This window comes from Methanococcus maripaludis (assembly GCF_002945325.1).
Classification (GTDB): Archaea; AGJL01; Methanococci; order Methanococcales; family Methanococcaceae; genus Methanococcus; species Methanococcus maripaludis.
This window is the reverse complement of record NZ_CP026606.1, coordinates 174,762-198,930: the sequence shown is the minus strand read 5'-3', so window position 1 is coordinate 198,930 and position 24,169 is coordinate 174,762. Positions and strand designations below refer to the sequence as shown.

Sequence of the window (24,169 nt, the reverse complement as noted above, 5' to 3'; positions counted from 1 at the left end):
TGCATAGGATTTAAAGCAGTATATTCGACAAAAAGTGTATAAATGTGATCTGGTAAATATGATAAAATTTCACTATATTATTCAAAAATACAGCGTTTATAAAATATACTGTGTAAAAAACGGTAAAAACTGATTAAATAATGTTACAGAACTATTAAACGATGAAAAATACAATTTAAATGTATTAAAACGCTTTGATTTTTTGAAAATCAAAAGAAAAATCTACATGAATGCAGTCAAAAAACGAACAAAAACTTTCAAAATTTACATAATGGCTGATTTGAACGCTTGAAAAAATAATAATTGGGATCAGAAGGTAAAAATTCAAAATCGATAAGTTTGTACAATTATGATCCGAATTTACCCTGAATAACACCATAACTTAATAATATTTAAAATTATTAAAAATTAAGACTAAATAAACCTTTAAAATGTTTGGAAATCCGTTAAACTATCTTAAAAAATAAGATGTTAAAAGACATTAAAAAAATATTATAATTGTTCTGTTTTTGTAGTTAATGAATAGTCTATTTTTTAGTCAGTCTTTTTTTAAGATTTTAATACGAGATACGCTGGTTTAAATCTGACTTTTTTGAAGATATATCTTTAATCTGAGTTTATTTGTAATCTAGCCCCCGATAAAAATATATACCCTGCGCAATATAACTTTTTGACTATACTTACAACTTAATTACATTATACCAATTCGGGGTGAACAATGATAAAAAAATGTTTATTATTTTTGTTGCTGCTTTTTGCGCTAGGAAGCGTTAATGCGGTAGATATTGATTATTCAAATCCAACGGATGTAAATATTGATGGTACTGATTACCACGTATTTGCATTGATCAATGAATCTGGGGATTACAAGGTAACTGTAGATTTTGAGAATAACACATTATCAAGCAATGATAGTGTATTAATAATTAAAGACACTGAAAACGTTGTACTTGACTGTAACAACATGTTTTTCAGTACCAATACTACAAACAGTCCATATATCATATACGCCTACAATTCAAGCAATATTACTGTTAAAAACTTGAATGCTAACTGGTCATCTGATACAATTTTCGTTAAAGATGTTAATGAGTTTACACTTGAAAATTCAGAAATAATTTCTGAAGGCTATTCTATCGAATTACAAGAGTCTTATGGTACCAAAATTTTGGAAAATACGTTTAATACTATGACGTACGACGGCAGTATTGTGTTTGATGATACTATTGAAAACAGCACAATTTCTGGAAATACGATCAATATGGTTAGCACTGTTACTGTTGCCAACGGTATCTATGCTGACGAGGCTATTATAAACTCGACGATCGAAGATAACGAAATTAGCATTAATTCCACCGTGGGCACTGCTTACGGTATCAGGGCATGCTGGGACAATATAACAAATTCAACGATTGAAAATAATGTAATCGATCTTTATTCTGCTGATAATAATGCTTATGGTATTTATTCAGTATATAATATTACCAACAACGTAATATCTGGAAATAACATAACAGCAAATGCGACAGAAGATGCATACGGTATTTGTTCATACAATGAAGATATTACAAATGTGACAATTGAGGATAACGTATTCGATTTATCTTCTGATTCCGAAACTTACTGTATTTATGCTGGCGATTATATATACAACACATCCATGGCCGAGAATAACATCACAGCAAACGGTTATGACGGTTCTTACGTTATTTACACGGACAATGAAGATTTAATCGGTTCAAAAATTAAAAACAACGAAATTACGATTATTTCAAAAGAGGGGGATGCTTACTGTATTTACCCATTTGCCATTATAAGCTCAGTAATATCTGGAAATACAATTACTGCATATGGGGAAGATTGTGCTTGTGGTATCTACGCGTGTGGTGCAGATTTAGTAAATTCGACCATAGAATCTAATTTATTTAATATTTCATCCAATACTGAGGATTCTGAATGTATTTACACCGATTACAATATAGTAAATACAATAATTTCAGGAAATACATTCATTTCAGAAAGTAATGGGTATTACTCTTACTGTATTTATGCCTGTGATAATTTGGAAAATTCCACAATTTCAGAAAACAATATCACAGTAGATGCATGCGAAGATGCTTACGGTATCTACGCTGAAGACGAAGATATGGTAAATACTAAGATTTTAGGAAATAACATCATACTCAATTCCAGTGATAATTGCGCTTATGGTATCTTCGCATATAAATACATGGAAAATTCTACAATTTCAGGAAATAACATAACAGCAGACTCTTACGGCGAAGCTCTCGGTATCTACGCATGTCAATATGATATGGTCAATATAACAATAGAAAACAATATAATCGACCTTTATGCGTATTCTTATGATGGATATTATCCAAACGCTTACGGTATTTTTGCAGAGAATAATATCGAAAACTCAGCGATTTTGGGAAATAACATAACAGCTGAATCTAATGAAAACGATACTTATGGTATGGATCTGGATTATATTGAAAACTCAACAATTTCAATAAATACCATTACTGTCAAAGCATACAACGATACTTATGGTATGGATCTTTACGATGTACTAAACACGACAGTCTTCGAAAACACTTTAACGGGTGAATACTACACTTCCTTAGGTATTTACGGAAATTATAACAAAATCTTCAATAACAAAATCTTCAATAACACGAACGATGAGGAAGAATTCTATTCCATGCCTTATCTTTATTCTAGTGTATGTGTTAAAGGGGACTACAACATAATTTCATCAAATGTTTTACATGATGCTTGGGCATATGGTCACATTGATGTTTACGGAAACAATAACACAATATCCTCAAACACGGTAGATTACTCTATCTATTTGGAAGGAAACAATGCCACAATCTCTTCAAACGTTTTACATAATGACAAGTATGGCGATGCGCACATGGGAGTTTACGGAAACAATAATACAATTTCCTCAAACACTGTGGATGACCATATTTGGACCTGTGGACAGTACACGCTAATATCCTCAAACACTGTGATAAATGCAAGCAGGGATTACGCAATTGACCCTAACGGATATCCTGATCTTGGAATAAATGCATATGCAACAATATTTAACAATACAATTCGTGCAAGCACTATTGGAATCTTGCTTGATAATTGTTGTGAAGATTACTCAAATATTACACAAAATACGATTTATGCAGACGATTATCCAATTATTATTGGAGATAACATCACAGGCTGTAATATTTACTTAAATAACTTTATTTACACAGGAAATTCGTCAAATATTTCTGAAATAATGCCAAACACAACTGTAAACAACAGTTTAGTAAGTCCTTTTGAAATTGAATATAAATACAATGGAAATAATTACAGTAACATCCTTGGAAACTACTGGTCTGACTACAGTGGAACAGACGCAGATTCAAACGGAATTGGTGACACTCCTTACCTTTATGGATGTGACTATGAAAGAACTTACGGTGAAGAATACTACGATATCGAGTATTTAGAAAACGATACTGCCCCATTAATCGACATGTGGAACGGAAACGAAATTGGAAACTACGTTGCACCAACTACACCAAGCTCTTCGCACAGCAGTAGTGGTGGAAGAAGCTACGATTCAGATATTTCAGATGAAATCGAATCAAAAGTAATTAAAAACTTCGTTTCAAGTGCGGCAGTTATATATGGAAACGAAATCGATCAAAAGTTTGCTGAAGAATTAAGAGAAAGAATACAAAATGCAAACGGTTACAAAATTTCTGGAAATGCAGTAATCGTTGGTGGGCCAAACGCAAATGGCTTTGCAAAAGAATACAACGATCAGTTTGAAATGCCAATTTCAAACGACTACCCTGGAGAAAACAAAGGAATAATTCAGGTATTAAAAGTTCAAGACAACACTGGAAAAATTGTTCAAAGCTATACTATTGTATATATTGCAGGTTCTGATAGACTTGGAACACAAGCTGCATTAGAATACTTTAAAACTTTGGATGAGTTGCCAGAAGGACCAATCATGGTCGAATGGACAGAAAATGGACCTAAAGTTGTTGAATAATTTAATTAAAAAAATAAAATTTTTCTTTTTTGACTTTTTTGTAAAATTAAAAAAATTAGATTCGGAATGACTCCTCTGATTTATCAATATTTCCGATATTGCTATATCATTCCCGACATAATGTAAAAAATAATATTTATGTATTATGTTCTCAATTAAATTACTATTATTTATATATAATATAAATCAATGATAATAATGTTTTTATGTACCCGATTAATCTAACGATAGTGAATTTTAAATATATTTTAAAATTTAAAATGTGACATTTTTTCACCCCCCAAGTGAAATTAAAATTCCGTATCAAATTTAAATTTGGGGCATAAAAACACTTTTTTAGAAATTAATTCTTTAAGCTTAACCCATAAAACTTATTAAATGTCTTAAAAAATCAAGAATTACTAAAAAATAATAGGATTACCTGGGATAATATATAACATCTGAAAGTAACTGATTAATATACTTTTTAAATATTATTTTTGCTCAATGTTTCAAGTACAACGTAGATAATTGCTGAACCAAAAACGGCATTTATTGGCGAAATTCCTGGTAAAAATTGCGATGCAAAAATGCCCAATACCCACGCAATAACTGCATTCCAATGTACTTTTTTAACTTTAATGTTTTCAAGTGACGCGTACTTTTGACGTTTATTTATGAAATAATCCGATATGATAATCCCGCCAATGGATGGAATAATGGAGCTAAGCAAGGTTAACCAACCTACAAAGTTATTGTACAGGATTAATGCCCCAAGTGTTCCAATTAACCCGTTAAAAATCACAACATGTTTTTTTGGTATTTTTGTAATATTTGAGAAACCAAGGCCTGATGCATAAAGGGCGTTATCATTCGTAGTCCATATATTAACTCCTAAAATTATAATTGCAGGAATTATTAACCCTTGTTTAAGCATTACTTCGGAAATATCTGAATGACCTAATGTAGAAGCACCAACTGCACCAAATATAAACATTAACGAATTTCCAATAAAAAAAGCAATAAATGTTGAAATTACGCCAATAGACTTACTTTTTGAAAATCTTGCAAAATCAGGCGTTAGTGTACCTCCACTGATAAATGAACCAATACAAAGGCTCAGTCCAACTGCAAGCCCCATGTTATTTGCGGGTTCAATTGCAAAAAGTTCAGAAATTCCTCCAATTGAATTAACTGCTCCAGTTACTGAGTAAATGCCTAGAAGAGTTATTGCAGGAACAGAAATCATACTTAATACTGTAAGCGACTTTATTCCAAAATATGCGGTTGTGGTCATTAAAATTCCGGAAAGTAAAAGTAGAATGTTTAAATCAATCCCTGTTGCATAGTGGACAGGAAGTGAAAACATTGCAACACCAACACCAAACCAGCCGACTTGAGTAATTGCTAAAATAAATGATGCGAGATAAGATCCTTTTTCTCCAAAGGAGTATCTTGCGAGAAGGTGCGTAGAAAGACCAGTACTTGATCCAATATATGCAAGAGCTCCAGTATATAATCCAAGCAATAAATTGCCCATTAAAACAATTAGAAGAAATGTTTGGAATTTCAAACCTGTCCCAATCGTTCCGCCTGCCCACATGCTTGCTGAAAAAAAGGTAAATCCAAGCATTATTGCAAACATTGGTAAAAATCCTTTTTTACTTTCTGAAGGGACTGTTTCCAGTGCATAATCTTGATCAGCATGTTTTTGTCGGTACATTAATATATCAGTCTCCTAATTTGGATTCTTCTGTTTACTTTTTAAATTAAAACGAATTTTTGCAATTTTATTTTTAATTACCGTTATATATCACTTTTGAAATGAAAATCACGTTTAAACTTTAGATAAGTTATCCAATGAATCTACACGTAATATATGCATGTCATAGGTCATATTGATTGAATAACGTAAAAAAATCTAAAATTTAAATGTAACTTTAAATTAAAGACATTTAATTAATAAATAGCATTATTTTTACGAGTTTTAAACGTTAGATCATTGTTCGGCCAAATGCGAACAAAATCCACGTTTTTATATGTTTTGAAATTCAAGCTAATTTAAGAAGCAGACTTATGCTTTCTGAGGTGAACTATGAAATTTAAAACAAGTAGCATGATTGCAATTTTAGCAGTTTTTTTATGCATAATTGCTGGAAGTTTTGTAATTTTTCAGAAAAATGCAGAACCTGGCAATAACTCAACAAACGATTCTAATTATGGGTCGGAAATAATTTTTGGAGTTATAAACTCCATTGAAGTTGCGGATGGAAATTACAAGTTATTGGTAAACAATAGCAACGGCGAATATGTTGTAAATGTGCCTGAAAGTATTGATATTAAATTCCCTGAAATTTATGAAGGTGATAATATCTCTGTTGGGGGATTGGTAGAAATTAACTACTCAGGAATTATGACACGATCTTTTCCGCCAATTTTGACCGCATCATCTGTACTTTACTACCCTCCAGAATTTGTAACTTCAGGAATAGTTACTGAAATTGATTTTGTAAATGACTACAATAGATTTTTAGTTGAAGGGGAAAACAGCCTGTGCTATGTATCAGTTACTAATGATACACTAGTTTCTGGAGACCTTAATAACGTTAAAATAAATTCTACTGTCACGTACAGCTCAATAATCCAACTTATGAGCTATCCTGGACAGTGTGGTGCAATTCATTTTATTGTATATTAAAAATAACTTCTAATTTATTTAATTTCTTTTGGCCTTTTTTGATTTATTTAAAAAATAAAAAAATTTTGGAAGCCATAACTTCTTTTTTCGAAATTTTGGATTAATCATAAATTTAAGTTTTATTTTAATCTAACCCTTAAATCATCAAAATGTATCACTGACTAATCAGTCAAGTTTATATAGCAAAACAACCGTATATTTAATTGACTAATCAGTCAGGATGAGATATATATGAAAGCAAATATTGAAGACAAAAGAAAAGCGATTATGGACGCCGCTTTGAAACTTTTTACTGAACGTGGGTTTCACGGCACATCTACAGCCCAAATTTCAAAAGAAGCAGGTGTAGCTACGGGTACACTCTTCCATTATTTCCCAACAAAAGAAGACCTGATAAACAACCTGTATTTTGAAGTAAAAGCGGATTTAAGCCGGACAATGGTCAAAGACCTCGAACCACAGGTTAACTTTAAAGACAGGTTGAAAAAAATATGGGATAATTTAGTTAGATGGGGCTTAGATAATTATAACGAGTTTCTTTTTGTCGGACAGTTTTGCAATTCGCCTTACATATCGAATTTTACGCGTGAAGAAGTTATGAAGGAGTACTTTACTATTCATAAACTCATTGAAGACGGAGTAACCGCTGGGGCTGTCAAAAAATTACCTTTGGAACTGGTCATTGCAATGTTTTACCAAAACAGCAGGACAGTAGTGCAAGTAATTTCAAGCTATGGTTTATCTAAAGATAAAAATAAATTTATTGACGACGGATTTGAGATAGTCTGGAACGGACTAGTCAAAAACTAATTTTTTTTAGCTAAAATATGATTGATTAGTCACTCTTACTAAATTACTGATTTAATTATGTCAAAAATTAGAAATTAAAGTACATTTAGGCTTGTGAAAATATTTTATACCTTGAAAAAATTGGTGTTGGAAAAAAATCATGAAACTAAAACGACAAATTATTGCCATATTTGGGTCCTTACTAATATTTTCTTTAATTGCTGGATGTATTGACGAAGACAGTACTCAAACAAATGCAACCAGTAACGCAGTTATTGAAAGTTCTATATATGATACAACAATTGAAACTTCCAAACTCCCTGAAGCAGATACTAATAACACTCAAAAAACAGTTACCAAACCTCCTAAAATATATATGACCTATGAAATTACTCCAGTTTTTATTTGGGGATCGGAAATTTTTTAATTTTTCCGGCTTTTCAGAACCTACAAACAGAGATGCTGACCCAAATGTGTTGTTGAGATTACCAAAAAACATATGGAGAAATACCAAAGCAACAGGGCCCTATTTTCTTATTGGAATCCTGCTTTCAGCATTATTTCAGCATTATGTATCCCCTGATGCATTCGCAAACCTTTTTGGCAGTCAAAGAGGATTTGGTGTTTTGATGGCAGCAACAATTGGGGTGCCATTATATGTTTGTGGAGGTGGTACGATTCCATTACTTATGGCATGGTTAGATTCTGGAATGAGTATGGGGGCCGCTGCAGCTTTCATGATAACTGGCCCTGCAACAAAAATTACGAATCTTGGTGCCGTTAAAATAGTTCTTGGAGCTAAACACTTTACATCATACGTAGCATTTACAATTATATCGGCAATTATTGCTGGCGTTGTTGTAAATCTATTCGTGTAATTGCCGAAATGCTTCATAAGTTTTGTATAAATTAAATAAAATCCATATCGAGTTAAATCAATTATTTTGAAAATAAGCTTTAAAAGCAAAATAATTTTTCTCATTTTTTTAAATACCTTAATTATATATACTAAAAAAACAAAGTAATATTAGACTGATTAGTCAATCTTAAATCCCCTATTCGATATACTAAAAAATCCAATAATGAGGGAATATTTCATTCGAAAACTAAAATCTTTCTTTAAAGGTGAGTAGCATGTATGACCCGTATAATTGCGGCCTTTTAATGGCTTCACTAGTAATATTATTCAGCTTTATTTTTTCAATTATATTTTGGGCAACCAAGAAATGCATGGACTGCATTGAAGTTAAATGTATGAAAAAAGGACAATGTAAACCTGAAGATAAGTAATTTATTCTTTTTTTCTTTTTATTTTAAAAGAAAACTTAAATAACGAAAATATTTATTTAAAAAAGTGTGTGAATTAAATAAAATCCATATCGAGTTAAATCAATTATTTTGAAAAATACTCATGAAAATCAAATTCAAAATAATACAAAGTGATATTATGAAAGTTGTTGCAATAAACGGGAGCCCAAAAAAACAGGGAAATACTGCATTATTGATAAACAAAATTTTAGATGGTGCAAAATCAAACGGTGCAGAAGTAATTCAATACGATATTGATAAAATGAATGTCAATGGATGTAAAGGATGTATGCACTGCAGATCCGAGTTTAAATGTGCTCAAAAAGATGATATGGCAGAAATTTTAGAAAACTTAAAAGAAGCAGATGTTTTAGTTATTGGATCTCCAATTTACATGTGGCAGGTTACTGGACAGGCAAAAATATTCCTCGACAGGCTCTACCCTGTAGTTAATGCTGATTTCAGCCCGAGATTAAGCAATATTAAAACTGCTACAGTTTACGTTCAGGCAAACCCTGACGAAAGTGCATTTGCACCGTACATTGAAAACACAAATTCCATGTTAAATTTCCTTGGATTAAATGTTGTTAAATCTATTGTAAAAGGCGGTGTTGGAGCTCCAGGAGACGTTTTAAACCACGAAAATACATTAGAACAGGCATTTAATATTGGAAAAAAATTAACTGAATAAATTTAGAGTTATTTTTTAATTTTTTAAAAAGAAGTTATTACCTAATCTATATATATCACAAAAACAAATTAGTATTTGACTGAGTAGTCAATCTTAAAAATTCAATTATTATATTCAAAAAAATTTCGGATAATGGTGAAAATTATGAGTTTTAATATGTATGTGCCAACAAAAGTCTTGTTTGGAGCAGGACAACTAAATAATCTACACGAACAAAAAAATGCCTGGCAAAAAAGCTATGATTGTTATTTCAAATGGAAAATCTACAAGGGAATACGGTTACCTTGCAAGAACTGAAGAACAGTTAAAATTAGCAGGTGTAGAAACTGCAGTATTTGATAAAGTTGAACCAAACCCATTAAGATCAACCGTTATGGCTGGCGGTGCTTTTGCAAAAGAAAATGACTGCGATTTTATTGTTGCATTAGGTGGCGGAAGCTGTATCGATGCATCAAAAGCAATGTCCATAATGGCTACAAATGATGGAGATTACTGGGATTACATTTTTGGTGGAACTGGAAAAGGAATGCCTTTAAAAGCTAAACCAATCCCTGTTGTAGCAATTACAACAACAGCAGGAACAGGTTCTGAAACCGATCCTTGGGCAGTTGTAACGCATGAAATAAATCGTGAAAAAATCGGATTTGGTAACGAAGATACGTTTCCAGTTTTAGCAGTAGTTGATCCTGAACTTATGAAATCAGTACCTCCAAAATACACCGCATATCAGGGATTTGATGCATTATTCCACAGCGTGGAAGGTTACGTATCTATCGGCGCAAATCTAATGAGCGACATGTATGCAATCACGGCAATAGAAAATGTTTCAAAAAATCTCTCAAAAGCTGTTGAAGATGGAAATGACATGTACGCACGTGAAAAGGTTGCTTTTGGAAATACGTTATCAGGAGTAGTTGAAACTGTTGGACTTTGTACAAGCCAGCACGCATTAGAACACGCAATGTCTGCTTATCACCAAGATCTTCCTCATGGTGCAGGGCTTATAATGATCAGTAAAGCATACTTTACTCATTTTATCGAAAAACATGTATGTGATGACAGGTTTGTAAAAATGGCTAAAGTAATGGGTATGGAAGATGCAACAGAACCTATGGATTTCATCAAAATGCTCGTAAAATTACAGGAAGAATGTGGAGTTTCAGATCTTAAAATGTCTGATTATGGCATTACTCCTGAAGAATTTGAAAAAATGGCGAAAAATGCAATGGATACAATGGGAATGTTGTTTACCTGTGACAGATCTCAGTTAAGTATCGAAGATTGCGTTTCAATTTACAGTGCATCTTACAAATAAGGGGCGAATACATGGACTACAGAAAATTACCGCATGGCAATGAAAAGGTCAGTACTATCGGCATTGGATCAGGAAGCTTGAAAGAAACAACGTCAAAAGAAATTGAAGATATCGTCACTTACGGCATGGAAAAAGGCGTAAATCTGATCGATACGGTCATGTATGATACCACTGCAGCAGAACCAATTAATAATGCATTGAAAGGACATCGGGAAGATATGCTCATGCAGATACATCTTGGTGTCTGGTATCCTAAAGGAACATATTCAAGGACAAGAGTTCCAAGGAACGTTAAAAAGGGTTTTGAGCAGGAATTAAAAAAATACAGTACTAATTATGCCGATATTGGCCTCATCAGCTATGTTGATCTGGTAAGAGACTTTGAAAAAATCATGTCAAACGGCATTTTTGATTATGCTAAAAAGCTAAAGCAGGACGGAACTATTCGATATCTGGGGATTTCGTCACATTCTGAAGAGATATGTAAATTATTTATCGAAACTGGCGAAATTGATGTTATAATGTTCAGTACAAACGCTGCATATGATTTTAAACCCTCATGGGGTAAATTAAACTTAAAAAATGAACGTATGGAGCTTTATCAAGAATGTGAAAAACAAGGTGTGGCACTCACGGTTATGAAGGCTTATGGTGGTGGACAGCTCTTAAACGAAAAAACATCACCATTTAATCATGCCATGACGGTTCCCCAGTGTATACAGTATGCACTGGATCGTCCAGGGGTAGTTTCATGTATTTCAGGAGTAAGTTCAAGAGCAGATCTGGATGAAGCCCTTAAATATTATTCTACTTCTGAAAAAGATCGAGATTACTCGTTTATAGCAAGCCTGCCGCACCGAGACATCATGGGTACCTGCATTTACTGTAACCACTGCCAACCATGCCCTTCTGGAATCGATATTGGTATTGTAAACAAATATCTTGATCTTGCAAAAGCAGGTGACGAGCTTGCAAAAGATCACTACTTGAAATTAAGCAAAAACGCAAATGACTGCACTAATTGCGGTGTTTGTGAAAAGAACTGTCCATTCCATGTAGATATCCGCGGTAGACTGCTAAAAGCAAAAAACTATTTTGATAAAACAAATTCTGTAAAAAAATGAAATCAAAATATTTTTGAGAAGCAAAAGGACTCATAGAATCAGTATTTTTGTGGTAACTGAAAAAAATATGGCAAGAACAGGTAAAGAAAATGGCGACAGTATCAAATAAACAGAGTTTATTGGTATTATTCAGTGTTCTTTTAGTGGCGATATTTGCAGAGAACTATTCAAGTATTGAATTAATTAATGAAGAACATATTGGTGAGGAAGTTATGGATAAAGAAAATTCAATCCGTGAAATTAAGAATGGAACAAGAATTAATATGCATATCAATAATAAAACCATTCCAGGAATATTAAATGACGGTAAACCTGCTAAAGAACTTATTGATAGGCTACCGTACACGATCCATGCCAGTAAATACGATTTTGACATCTGCGGTGTAATGGATAAACCATTATCCTTTAATGATGAAGATTTAGTTCCAGGCTGGAAGAATGGAGATATAGATTTTACTACTCAAGGAAATTATTTCACCATTTTGTATGATAATGAAGAAAATTGTTATGGCGAATTTGTGAATTTAGGGGTTATTGATTGTGACCCTTCAATTATTACAGAAATAAATGGTAGCTTCGATATATTGATTGAACTAGCCGATTAAATGGAAAAAAGCATGCCAATATTATAGATTTCATCAAATCATGATTTCAAAATTAATTTTCAAACTTTTTTTCTATTTTTAAGTTTGGGGTATTTTATTCAATTTTTAAAAAAAACATAATCTTTTCAAAGAAATTTTTGAATGGTTGGAACCTGTGGGTGATAAAGGATATGATAACTTACGAAGATAAATTAAATTATAGAAGTAAAATTAGATAAAGATGAAATATTCCTATTAAACGAAACATTGTCAGAAATAAAATTGCTTGAAACCGAATAAATCGGATTAAAACGGATTACTGAGATTTAAGGTGGAAATATGAAGGTGCTGCTAGTAAATGGAAGTCCAAATAAGAAAGGCTGTACTTATACTGCCCTCAAAGAAATCGAAAAGACATTAAAGGGGGAAAATATCGACACAGAACTTTATTGGATTGGATTAAAACCTATTAGTGGATGTACTGCATGTAAAGCCTGTGCTAAGACAGGACGTTGTGCAGTTAACAATATTGTAAACGATTTTTTAGATATTGCTAAAGATTCAGATGGATTTATCTTTGGTTCTCCAGTTCACTATGCATCCACAAGCGGTTCTATTAAATCATTCATGGATTGTGCATTTTATACGGATTTACTAAGTGGTGGGAAATCTTTTTACCTAAAACCTGCTGCAGCAGTAGTTTCTGCAAGAAGGGCGGGAACAACAGCTGCATTTGATCAACTCAATAAATATTTTACCCATTCAGAAATGCCCATAATTTCATCTAGGTACTGGAACATGGTTCATGGTGCAAAACCAGAAGATGTAGAAAAAGATCTGGAAGGATTACAGACAATGCGAGTACTTGCAAAGAATATGGCATGGTTCTTGAAGTGTAAAGAAGCAGGCATTAAGGCAGGTGTAGAGTTTCCCCTGCATGAAGAGAGAATCTCAACAAATTTCATTCGAGACTAAATTATCATTCAATTAACAATTTAGAATCTACCGATTAAAGTTAAAACGAGGAATAATATGCCTGATTTAAAAGAAAAGAAATGTCTTATGGCATATTTTTCACGTGCAGGTAATAACTACGTTGACGGAAAAATTTTGAATTTGCAAGTAGGTAACACAAAAATAACAGCTGAAACGATTCAAGAAATAATCGGGGGCGATCTTTTTCAGATTGATACTGTAACACCGTATCCTAAAGACTATTCCGCAACTACAAATGTGGCAAAAAAAGAATAAATGAAAATGCACGACCAAAACTAACCAGCCACGTGACTAATATGGATTCTTACGACACCATATTCTTAGGATATCCAAACTGGTTGGGAACAGTCCCAATGGCAGTTCTTACATTTCTTGAAGAATACGATTTCTCTGGAAAAACCCTTATTCCATTCTGTACGCATGAAGGAAGCGGTATGGGGCACAGTGAAAGTGATATTGCAAAAAACTGTCCTGATGCAAAAATCCTAAACGGATTTTCAATTTTGGGATCTCAGGTGACGTCTTCGAAAAAGGATATTAAAAAGTGGCTGGATAACTTAGGAATGCTCTAAAATTCTAATTCAATAAATAGCGTGATAATCATGAAATCGCTTATATTCAACCCGTTTTCAGGAGCTGCAGGAGATATGATTCTTGGATGTACTTTGGACCTTTTGGATGACAAATTTTACGTAAAAGAAATCATTGAATCAGCAGTACCTGTATCGGTAAGCATGGAGGAAGTTGTGAAAAGAGGTATTCGAGCTTTGGACGTTAAAATTAATGTTCCTGAACACGAACATTCACGAACTTATTTCGAACTTGTAGATATTATAAAAGATGCAAAACTTTCAAATGATGTAGAAAAAAGTGCACTTGACATTTTTTCAAAGATGGCCGAAGCTGAAGCGCATGTTCATGGTAAAAAAGATCTTGAAAAATTACATTTTCATGAAGTTGGGCAAAATGATGCACTTGCAGACGTCATCGGCTCATCAACAGCCATTCATGCACTCAAATGCGATTCTGTTTACTGCATGCCTATCAACGTTGGAAACGGAACCGTAAAATGTGCGCATGGGATCATGTCAGTACCTGCCCCAGCTACGCTTGAACTCTTAAAAAAGGGAAAACTCTACTTTAAAGGCGGAACAGATGAAAAAGAACTGCTAACGCCTACTGGTGCAGCGATTCTATCCCATTTCGCAAAACCGATAAAAGTCTTTCCAAAATGCACTGTTAGTTCAATAGGATACGGTGCAGGGGATGCAGATCTTGGTGGTCCAAATGTACTTCAGGGATTATTGTCTGAAACGGATTAAATTAAAAAGAATACTAAATCATAGTCAGTTAATTAATATAATAACTGAAAATAGCGAATTATGGCCCGTATTGTCAAGAAAAAATTAAGGATGTGTGTAAAAGTATGAAAATCAGTGAAACCACAAACAAAAATTACAAATCAACACTTAACGTAACAGATCCCGAACTTGTCGAAATTTTTGATAACTTTATTTTTGATGAAGTTATTAAACATGGTGATTTGGATGCCAAAACAAGATCAACGGTGATTTTGGGAGCACTAATTGGAAGCCAGACATTAAGCGAGTATAAAGTAATGCTCGAAGGTGCACTCAGTGTTGGAGTAACACCTATTGAAGTTAAGGAAATAGTATATCAATCTGTACCTTATGTGGGAATTGCAAAAGCATATGACTTTATCCTTGCAACAAATGAAATTTTGGAAAGCAGGGGGGTAAAACTACCTTTAGAAGGCCAATCCACGACTACGCCTGAAAATAGACATGAAAAGGGGCTTGAAGTGCAAAAATCAATTTTTGGAGAAATTATTGATAAAATGTATGAATCATCTCCAGAAAATCAAATACACATTCAAAAGTACCTATCTGCAAATTGTTTTGGTGATTACTACACTCGAACAGGACTTGATGTGAAAACCAGAGAACTTTTGACTTTTTGTATATTATTGGCTCTTGGAGGATGTGAACCGCAATTAAAAGGACATATTGTCGGCAATTTGAAAGTAGGAAACGATAAAAAAGTACTACTTGATGCAGTTACGCAAGCACTGCCTTATGTTGGATATCCAAGAACATTGAATGCGATTGCATGTTTAAATGAAATAATGCCTGAATAAATTTGAAGAATGAAAATAGAATAATAAACATAAGAATAATATTTTGAATTTATCCAAAATACAATACGTTTAACAATTGGGTAAAATATCCGTAAATTTACCATTAAACTGCAGATCTTATACATCGGGTGAATAAAACATGTTATACAGAACAAATCCAAAAAATGGCGACAAACTTTCAATATTGGGTTTTGGTGCTATGAGGCTACCTACAAAAGAAGATGGTAGCATAGATGAAGAAAAAGCTACAGAAATGGTTCGTTATGCGATAGATAACGGCGTAAATTTCGTAGATACAGCTTGGCCATACCATATGGGTGAATGTGAACCGTTTTTAGCTCGTGCGCTTTCAGACGGATACAGAGAAAAAGTTAAACTTTCAACAAAACTACCAACGTGGGCAGTAAACACCAGAGAAGATATGGATAAATTCCTCAATGCCCAACTTGAAAAACTGAATACTAACTGTATCGATTACTATTTACTTCACACACTTACCAAAGCGAGCTGGGCTAAAATAAAAGAACTTGGCGTAATTGATTTTTTAAACAGTGCAAAAGCAGACGGTAGAATAAAAAATGCAGGTTTTTCGTACCATGGAATGCAGGAAGATTTTGCATCGATAGTGGATGAGTATGATTGGGATTTCTGCCTTATACAGTATAATTATTTAGATGAAAACGTTCAGGCTGGAACAGAAGGACTTAAATACGCATCTTCAAAGGGTCTCGGGGTTTTTGTAATGGAACCGCTTCGTGGGGGCAATTTGGCAGGCAAAACACCTGATGAAGTTATGGAAATATGGAACAAGGCAGATACAAAACGAACAACTGTAGAATGGGCACTTCGCTGGGTATGGAATCATCCAGAAGTTATTTCAGTATTATCGGGAATGACTGAACCAGAACAGGTTGAAGAAAACATAAGAATCGCAGAAGAAGGTTATCAAAACTCATTAACCCAAAAAGAGCTGGGTCTTATAGAACAGGCTGCTTTAAAATATGGTGAATTGTTAAAGATTAACTGTACTGGTTGCGGTTACTGTATGCCTTGTCCTGCAAACGTGGATATCCCGACATGTTTTGGAATATACAACAATTTACACATGTTCCATGATGAATCTCAAAGATTCCAGTATTTTGCAACACTTAGTGATATATTCTGGACTAATGAACCGCATTTTGCATCACAATGTACCGATTGCGGTATTTGTATAGAACGCTGTCCGCAAAATATCCAGATACCTGAAATGCTCGAAAAAGTTGTAGCTGAATTTGAAGGTCTTGATAATGATGAAAAAATGGCTATGGTAAAGAGTGTTTTTAAAATGTAGGTGAGTACCAAATGGACCTCAAAAGTATATTGAATAACGTAAAAAACAGTGAAACAGATATTGAAACTGCTGAAGCAGCTATTCGTTCAATGGGATACGTATCAGTAACCGATATTGCTAAAATAGATACTTTTCGAAAACATCGAACAGGAATTATTGAAGCATTGCTTGCTGAAGGAAAAACCCCTGAAGACGTAGTAAAAATTGCAAAAGCTCAAAGGGATGCCAGTGGTCGTGTTTTAATCACACGTATTAGTGAAACCCATAGAACTGCACTGCAATCAAATTTTAAATCTGGTGAGATTGAATGGGGCATTCATTCAACTACAGCAGTAGTTCATAATGGTACGCCAATTAAAAAAACTGGCGGTGTAGTTGCAGTAATTACTGCAGGTACTGCAGATATTGATGTAGCAGAAGAAGCGAAAATGACCGCTTCAGAAATGGGCTGTGAAACAATTGCAATATATGATGTTGGAGTTGCGGGACTTCACAGGCTTGTTAATGAAATGGAGATACTAAAGAATAAAAAACCTGATTCAATTGTAGTTGCTGCTGGAAGGGAAGGAACTCTTCCAACAGTGGTTTCTGCACTTGTTGATGTCCCAGTTGTCGGTCTTCCAGTATCTACTGGTTACGGTGCTGGTGCAAAGGGTGAAGCTGCACTTTTATCAATGCTTCAGTCCTGTTCGGTAGTATCTGTTGTAAATATCGATGCAGGATTTGTTGCAGGTGCATTTGCCGCAAGGATTGCGAACCAAGTTGCTGGGGCAAGAACTAATACGTTTAAAAAATAATTAAGAATCTTAAATCTTAAAATAAATCTTAAAATTTAACTATTTTTTATTTTTCAATCCAATGCCTTCCAAGGTATATAAACGGAGTATCCATTATTGCTATAATAAATTTAAATCCGTACTGCACCCCAATCATTGTTATTATCGCATCAACTGGCAATATGCCGTAAAAAGCAATTGAAATGAATAAAAAACTATCAAATAACTGGCTTACCATTGTAGAGATATTGTTTCTAATCCATAAATGTTTTTTTCCAGTATATGATTTAATTTTGTGGAATAGCGAAACGTCAATGTTTTGGGATACAAAATATGCCATTAATGATGCTAAAACTACCCTTGGAACAAAATTAAACACGGCTTCAAATGATGAACCATCGTAAAATGGTGCATTTGGAACCAAAACTGCTGATTGGGTAACAATGACAGAAATAATGCTTAAAACAAATCCAAAAATGACTGTGTTTCTTGCTTCCTCTTTTGACCAGCATTCACTTATTATATCAGTCATTAAATACGTGATTGGGTACGTTAAAATTCCTACAGTCATAACATAACCCCAAAAACTGCCGATTTTAACAGCTATGACGTTTGCGAGTATCATGCACGTGTAAAATAATGCTTTTAAAATTTCCAATTTTTTTGATTTATTCAAAATTTCACCTAGATACCTAAAATAACAATTAATTTACTAAAAAAGACACTGAAAATATAATAATGTTTTGGATAATTCCAGCGATTTTATTCTTGATTTTCATACTGGATAATGCTTTTTGGGAGCCATAACTTTTTATTTAATTCTTTTGAATACACACAGATACCCTTTTTAGATTCTCCGACGAATTCAAAATTAATATATCGAAACTTTTCGATAACTTCTCCAAAATGGATTTCATTATTGTTTGCAAGCCATAATGGCATTTTAACCAGTATTTTTTTCGATTTTTTACTATTCTTAGGTTTTTTATTTTTTAAATTTTCAAAAGTCACGTATTGTAATGCATCATATCCATCAGTTACAAATCCATCGGCCTTCTTAAGTATAAACTGAATTTTTTCGCTTAAATTTTCCGTGTAAATTTTAAATTCCTGAAAATCATCAGTCCGTATAAAAAAGTATGCTTTTCCAGATTGGGACACTTTGACATTTGAAATCCTGATTTTTCTTTTAAATGGCATTTCAAAAAGATTATTTTCATCAAAATCTTCAAAATCTCTGACTTTCAGGATCGATATGGGTATTTCTTTATGCAATATATCTCCTCGTGGGAAATATATGTTTTTTAAGTATAAATATAATTCCAAAATATTAAAAAAAAGAAAAATAAATTAACTATTCAACAACTACGGGTCCATTTTCAGTCCATTCAACAGTAAGGGGCATATCGGGAAGTTTTTCTAAAGTTTTAAAGTATTCTAAAGCAGCTTGTGTTCCTAACCTTTCAGAACCTGCGATATAAATTACTTGATATGGCTTAATGATATTTCCATCCCTTACTTCGATAGTTTGAATTTGAATAATTCCCCTATTTTCTCCAGGATTATCATTTGAAATGGATATTTCAAATTCTGAATCGTACTTGTCAGCAAATCCGTTTGATTCTGGACCGCCTACAATTATTGTATCTTTAGAAAGTTCGTAATTATTTCCATTTTGAACATTTTCTCTTAATTCTTCTGCATATCCTTGATCAATATTATTTCCATATACAATATTTGAATTTGAAACTGCTCTTTTAATAGTTCCAGAATCTATTCCTTCAGAAAGATCAGAACTGTAGTGACTTCCCGTGTTTCTTGAAGTAGTAGTTGGGGCCAAAATTTCAAAATATACCTTTTCACTTTTATTTGTGTTTCCTGAACCATCAAAAGCTTCAAATATCGCGTAGTGTTCCCCATAAGAAAACATGGATTTATTAAATGATGTATTAAACGTTTGATTTGCCCTAGTTAATGAATAGTACTCATTTGATCCATCAAAACATACATTGACGCCCCATAAGTCATCTTCAACGTCTTCTGCATGTATTGAAACGACAACTTCGTTTTCCAAAACATTTACGCTTGAATTAATAATTTCAGGGGCCGTTTTACTGTAAAACTTAAATACTACTGATTTATTGCAATTGTAAGAATTTAATGTATTTATTTCTTCGATATCTGGATAAGAGCGGTATTTAATTATTCCAAATTCAGAAATTATTGAAGTTTCCGTTCCATTTGAAAAATTAACAAAGTAATCTCCTTTTCCAGTGGTGTTTAATGAGTTTTCAAATTCAGATTTCCAGTCGGTTAAATCGATTGCGATAAAATCAGGCATTGAACCGTTTCCGCCATTGTGATTTATACTTTCATATATATCTACAAATCCAGAAATATTTGATTCGTTTCCAATACCCAAAGTTATATTTTGATCTTTTGTACCTTTATTTTCAGGATCAAATCTTAAAACTCCAAATAATTCTGGATGAGAATCTGAATCATTATAAACTGCACTCGTTATTCTATAACATGTTGTATAATTCAAATTTGCCATTGCTTTATATGTCATATAGTAACTTCCATCACCATTTGGGCTCCAGTTGGCACCCCACGAGTTCATGACTTTAAAAGCACCTGTTTCGTTGTCTTCAGATATGCTGTCATCATACCCGATAACCGCCTGCGCGTGGTTTGATACATTGTGTGATTGATCAAAATCTGAAAGTATTGAATTATTGTCAAATGTAAATATGTCTTCGCCGTGCATTGCAATAATAATTACAGATCCTTCATTTAGCCAGGATTTCATAACGTCGGTATTATTTGTTGAAGATATTTCATAACCCGTTATTCTGTACTGGGGTGCTTCAAGCCATGCTTCTTCATTCCCCCAAATCGTGTAATTATTTGTTGGAGGCATGGTTTCATATGTTGCACTACCGAGTCTTGAAATTAGGTTTAGATTACCAATAAGTCCTGAACCTTCATTTTTCCCATCATTTATCTTATTATAAGCCCACATTGGGTTAAAACATTTTAAACTATCATTTCCTTTTAAATCATAATTATGAATTTTTGCCTGCAGGTATGAGTTTGCATAATATAATATTGCCCATGAGGCACAGGAACCAATTTTGCCCTGATCTCCAACAGTTGGAAAGCAAGGGTCTTTTGAAAGGTCAAGATAAGTATTATTTGATAGATTTGCAGATTCAGATACTCCTTCAACAACCGTAATTTGTTCTGACATTGACATTAATTCTTCTTTAGTTGGGAGAAAACATCCCGTTACGTAAATATCATTATATGAATCTGAAAACGTCTGAATAGTTTCATTTTTTTCGTAATCAGTTGTATTTTCATCCACTCCAATTTCTTCTGCATCTGCTTTTGTAAAATTGTGATAAATATACGTTCCATCGTCTACAGATTCTGAAAAATTTACTGAAATTGATGCGACTAGTAACAAAATTACTAAAACTTTTTTAAAAAAATTCAATTAAAATCGCCCCGAATTAGATTATTAATGTTAAAGTACAGATATATTTAATTTAATTGATATTTCATAAAATATGTGGCATATATATTTAAAAATGTCGATTAGGCATAATATATAAGAGCTAAACTCCTAATTTGAACTTAAAAATAGTTTAATCACCTATTCAGTAAAATGGACTTATTTTTTTATTTTTACATATATGACTCCGAAATTTAAACTTTAAAAAGTTATTTTTAGACCTGCTACTAAAATATCAATTAGGTTTAAAATAATTTTATAAATTACGAAATCACGCCCATAATAGTTGTTATAATATGGATTTTTCGGGAAAGCATGAAATATTTGAAAATCACTGTTTTGGCCTTACTTTTGATAGTTTCTTTTTCAGGATGTGCTGATTTTTCAGAAACTGCACTAGAAAACGCTGAAGCTATTTTTGAAGAAGGAGAAGAAAAAGAAACTATAAACTATAATTATAGTTTGGACTGTTTTGAAAATGAAACTACGAACTATAATTATGACCTAGCCAATGATTTAATGTATATTAATGAAGAATATTCCTGGGAGTACGGTGGTTTAAACTGGGATTGGTCGTTATCTATCCCAGAAGACCTTTACCTATACTATAAAAGTAAACCAAGAGCCAGCGGTTACGAACAGTACGCATTATCAGATTACGATAGACACTGTTTAAAATCAATGATTAACTCATTTGAGGAAGTTTCAAACCAGAGGGGATATTCAAAAAGCCAGATGGTAGAATTTATCTTGGCATTTGTACAGTCTTTGGAATATACCTCAGATAAAGTTACGACAGGTTATGACGAATATCCAAGATATCCCTTAGAAACTTTAATTGATAATGGGGGCGATTGCGAGGATACCGCAATATTAACTGCTGCATTACTCCATGAACTCGGATTTGGTGTCGTATTAATCGAGCTTCCTGGCCACATGGCAGTTGGTGTTAGCGGTGATAACAGTGTTCAGGGAACGTACTATGAATATAATGAAAAAAAATATTTCTATGTAGAAACTACCGGAACTGGCTGGAAAATTGGGGAAATTCCCAAAGAATACGAATTCGAGCCTGCTACGATTCACCCGATGGTCCAAATCCCAAACATGGATCTATCGTGGGATGCAGAGGTATGTAGTTATGATTCAAATTATGTATGCTATAATATACATGTAGATATTGTAAATATTGGCACAGGAACTGCGAAAAATCCAAAATTATATGCAGCAGCATTAAATTTAAATGATCCTGAGTATGTATGGGACCAGACCACTCTTGAATTAAATGATTACGAAGAAGGTTCTTTGGGGTATGCAGACGTATTTTTAAACATCCCCAGAAATGAATATTCCCAACTCCAAATTATTCTCTACGGGGATAATTTTGAACATATAGAATCGTATTCTGAAACATTTAACACGTAATTTCTAAATAAAATGTAATTATTTTTAACACTTTTATTTTAAAAAATTTTTAAAAAATTCACAGTTTGTTAAATTTTTAAAATAATAATACTACTTTTTTAAATTCAATTTAAAAATCAGAAAAAAAGAAATTTTATTTTTTTTAATAAGTTATTCAACAACTTTATGTCCATTTTCTGTCCATTCGACCATGATTGGTCCTTCTGGCAACTCATCCAAAGTTTTAAAGTATTCTAAAGCAGCTTGTGTTCCCAATCTATCGGAACCTGCAATATATACAATTGTGTAGCTTTTAACGATTTTTCCAGAGTTATCTTGTATTTTTAATACCTGAATAACCCCTTTGTTTTCTCCAGGGTAATCGTTTGAAATTGGCATTTCAAACTGATCGTTGTATTCTCTGGCAAAGCCGTTTGATAACGGTCCACCGACAATTACTGCATTTCCAGAAATTTTGTAGTTTTCTGCGTTTTGTATTCTTTCTCTTAATTCTTCAGCATATTGCTGATCGATTTCATTTCCAAAGATCACTGCTGCACTCGAAACGAAGTTTTTAATAACTTTTGAGTCTATTTCATCTGAAATATCTGAGTCATAGCTTCTTCCACCACTACTACCAGATGATCTTGTTGTAGTGGTTGTTACTGGTGCATCGGTAATTACATAATTTTCAGGATCATTAGTTAATGCGAAAATATCTGCAATTAATGCGCCGCCGTATTCAGAATCTACTTCAGGATATAACGTTTCAGTGATTATGTAGTTTTCAGGAGTTTTAATTAATGCGTAAAGGTCAGTTGTACTATCGAGTTCATAAACTCCAGAGTAAACTCCTTCATCTTCAGTATCTGTTCCTTCATAGCCGTAATAATAGTTTCCAAGCCGGTAAGTGTATTCAGTTCCACCGTAAGTGTAAACCAGTTTTGGTGATGCTAATGGAGCGTATGATTCAGCAGACTGGTTTTCATGAATTGTATTTAAGTAGAAATATATTTCTATGCCATACGAATCTAAAAAGTAAGTATTGTTCTCAAATTCACAGTTTCTGATTGTTACATTTTTACTGTCATCATCAGAGTATATTGCACTAGTCCAGTTTTTGAATACTGCATTTTTTATCGTGATGTTTTCTATTGGGTGGCCATCTGGATAAATATCAACACCATATGTCTCTTCAGAACCATTATTACAAATAATATGGTGGTTATCACCATCCAAAACCACATTGCTCGTATTTATTAAAATACCGCCCCATTTAGGTGATATTATATCTTCTGAAAGGACATATGTTCCAGGTTCATTTATGACCCCATAATAATCTGAATTATTATAATCCATTTCCGCACTCACTGAAACTAACATGCTTAATGCAATTATTGCTAAAATCAAAAGTCTTTTCATTTTTTACCACCTCCA

Annotated in this window: 18 protein-coding genes and 4 pseudogenes; 17 read left to right on the top strand and 5 right to left on the bottom strand. The window is 33.1% G+C overall.

All coding sequences use genetic code 11. The features are described 5' to 3' along the window. The first annotated feature begins 718 nt into the window (after positions 1 to 718). Positions 719 to 4,057: a NosD domain-containing protein gene (locus tag MMJJ_RS01010; protein ID WP_104837288.1), complete on the top strand. Its 3,339-nt coding sequence runs from the start codon at positions 719 to 721 to the stop codon at positions 4,055 to 4,057. 466 nt (positions 4,058 to 4,523) lie between these two features. Here MMJJ_RS01010 and codB read toward each other — a convergent pair whose 3' ends face one another. Continuing rightward, on the bottom strand, positions 4,524 to 5,759 hold the full coding sequence (gene codB, locus MMJJ_RS01005) for a cytosine permease (RefSeq protein ID WP_104837287.1): 1,236 nt from the start codon (positions 5,757 to 5,759) through the stop codon (positions 4,524 to 4,526). Positions 5,760 to 6,131: 372 nt separating this feature from the next. On the opposite strand from codB, the gene MMJJ_RS01000 reads away from it, so the two are divergent. From MMJJ_RS01000 to larB, 15 genes and pseudogenes are all read left to right on the top strand, one after another. Further along, positions 6,132 to 6,734, top strand: coding sequence for a hypothetical protein (locus MMJJ_RS01000; protein ID WP_104837286.1), 603 nt, complete (start codon positions 6,132 to 6,134; stop codon positions 6,732 to 6,734). A gap of 231 nt (positions 6,735 to 6,965) precedes the next feature. Next, a complete protein-coding gene (locus MMJJ_RS00995; protein ID WP_104837285.1) occupies positions 6,966 to 7,544 on the top strand; it encodes a TetR/AcrR family transcriptional regulator in 579 nt (192 codons plus the stop codon). A gap of 139 nt (positions 7,545 to 7,683) precedes the next feature. Then, positions 7,684 to 7,950, top strand: a complete 267-nt coding sequence (locus MMJJ_RS00990) for a hypothetical protein (protein WP_244901539.1) — start codon at positions 7,684 to 7,686, stop codon at positions 7,948 to 7,950. Continuing rightward, positions 7,913 to 8,401: pseudogene (locus MMJJ_RS00985) on the top strand (permease); the annotation flags it as partial. The gene MMJJ_RS00990 and the pseudogene MMJJ_RS00985, both read left to right, overlap by 38 nt. Before the next feature lie 256 nt (positions 8,402 to 8,657). Continuing rightward, entirely contained in the window at positions 8,658 to 8,813 is a 156-nt protein-coding gene (locus tag MMJJ_RS09245) for a hypothetical protein (protein WP_158658948.1), read from the top strand. A 157-nt stretch (positions 8,814 to 8,970) separates the two neighbouring features. Then, a complete protein-coding gene (locus MMJJ_RS00980; RefSeq protein WP_104837284.1) occupies positions 8,971 to 9,522 on the top strand; it encodes a flavodoxin family protein in 552 nt (183 codons plus the stop codon). Positions 9,523 to 9,666: 144 nt separating this feature from the next. Beyond that, positions 9,667 to 10,837 (top strand): annotated as a pseudogene (locus MMJJ_RS00975) (iron-containing alcohol dehydrogenase). A gap of 11 nt (positions 10,838 to 10,848) precedes the next feature. After that, the gene (locus tag MMJJ_RS00970; protein ID WP_104837283.1) at positions 10,849 to 11,961 is read left to right on the top strand and encodes an aldo/keto reductase; all 1,113 of its coding nucleotides are present in this window, start codon (positions 10,849 to 10,851) and stop codon (positions 11,959 to 11,961) included. An 89-nt stretch (positions 11,962 to 12,050) separates the two neighbouring features. Then, the gene (locus MMJJ_RS00965) at positions 12,051 to 12,566 is read left to right on the top strand and encodes a cyclophilin-like fold protein (protein ID WP_104837282.1); all 516 of its coding nucleotides are present in this window, start codon (positions 12,051 to 12,053) and stop codon (positions 12,564 to 12,566) included. 318 nt (positions 12,567 to 12,884) lie between these two features. Further along, positions 12,885 to 13,520: a flavodoxin family protein gene (locus MMJJ_RS00960; RefSeq protein ID WP_104837281.1), complete on the top strand. Its 636-nt coding sequence runs from the start codon at positions 12,885 to 12,887 to the stop codon at positions 13,518 to 13,520. A 57-nt stretch (positions 13,521 to 13,577) separates the two neighbouring features. Continuing rightward, positions 13,578 to 14,113 (top strand): annotated as a pseudogene (locus MMJJ_RS09520) (flavodoxin). A gap of 30 nt (positions 14,114 to 14,143) precedes the next feature. Continuing rightward, positions 14,144 to 14,860 (top strand): annotated as a pseudogene (larC, locus tag MMJJ_RS00950) (nickel pincer cofactor biosynthesis protein LarC); the annotation flags it as partial. Between the two features lie 107 nt (positions 14,861 to 14,967). After that, positions 14,968 to 15,699, top strand: coding sequence for a carboxymuconolactone decarboxylase family protein (locus tag MMJJ_RS00945; RefSeq protein ID WP_104837279.1), 732 nt, complete (start codon positions 14,968 to 14,970; stop codon positions 15,697 to 15,699). A 139-nt stretch (positions 15,700 to 15,838) separates the two neighbouring features. Then, positions 15,839 to 17,032, top strand: coding sequence for an aldo/keto reductase (locus MMJJ_RS00940; protein WP_104837278.1), 1,194 nt, complete (start codon positions 15,839 to 15,841; stop codon positions 17,030 to 17,032). Positions 17,033 to 17,043: 11 nt separating this feature from the next. Next, on the top strand, positions 17,044 to 17,829 hold the full coding sequence (gene larB / locus MMJJ_RS00935) for a nickel pincer cofactor biosynthesis protein LarB (protein ID WP_104837277.1): 786 nt from the start codon (positions 17,044 to 17,046) through the stop codon (positions 17,827 to 17,829). Positions 17,830 to 17,875: 46 nt separating this feature from the next. Here larB and MMJJ_RS00930 read toward each other — a convergent pair whose 3' ends face one another. The 3 genes from MMJJ_RS00930 to MMJJ_RS00920 all read right to left on the bottom strand — a co-directional run bounded on the left by MMJJ_RS00930 (position 17,876) and on the right by MMJJ_RS00920 (position 21,310). Beyond that, positions 17,876 to 18,484 carry a queuosine precursor transporter gene (locus tag MMJJ_RS00930; RefSeq protein WP_104837276.1) on the bottom strand — a complete coding sequence of 203 codons (609 nt, stop codon included), beginning with the start codon at positions 18,482 to 18,484 and terminating at the stop codon, positions 17,876 to 17,878. An 86-nt stretch (positions 18,485 to 18,570) separates the two neighbouring features. Continuing rightward, entirely contained in the window at positions 18,571 to 19,083 is a 513-nt protein-coding gene (locus tag MMJJ_RS00925) for a hypothetical protein (RefSeq protein WP_104837275.1), read from the bottom strand. Between the two features lie 79 nt (positions 19,084 to 19,162). Further along, positions 19,163 to 21,310, bottom strand: coding sequence for a C1 family peptidase (locus MMJJ_RS00920; RefSeq protein ID WP_104837274.1), 2,148 nt, complete (start codon positions 21,308 to 21,310; stop codon positions 19,163 to 19,165). A gap of 333 nt (positions 21,311 to 21,643) precedes the next feature. Between MMJJ_RS00920 and MMJJ_RS00915 the strand changes: the two genes are divergently transcribed. Continuing rightward, positions 21,644 to 22,753 (top strand): transglutaminase-like domain-containing protein, encoded by a 1,110-nt coding sequence (locus MMJJ_RS00915; protein ID WP_104837273.1) that lies wholly within the window; start codon positions 21,644 to 21,646, stop codon positions 22,751 to 22,753. 150 nt (positions 22,754 to 22,903) lie between these two features. On the opposite strand, the gene MMJJ_RS00910 is transcribed toward MMJJ_RS00915, so the two are convergent. After that, positions 22,904 to 24,154 carry a right-handed parallel beta-helix repeat-containing protein gene (locus tag MMJJ_RS00910; RefSeq protein ID WP_104837272.1) on the bottom strand — a complete coding sequence of 417 codons (1,251 nt, stop codon included), beginning with the start codon at positions 24,152 to 24,154 and terminating at the stop codon, positions 22,904 to 22,906. Positions 24,155 to 24,169 lie beyond the last annotated feature (15 nt).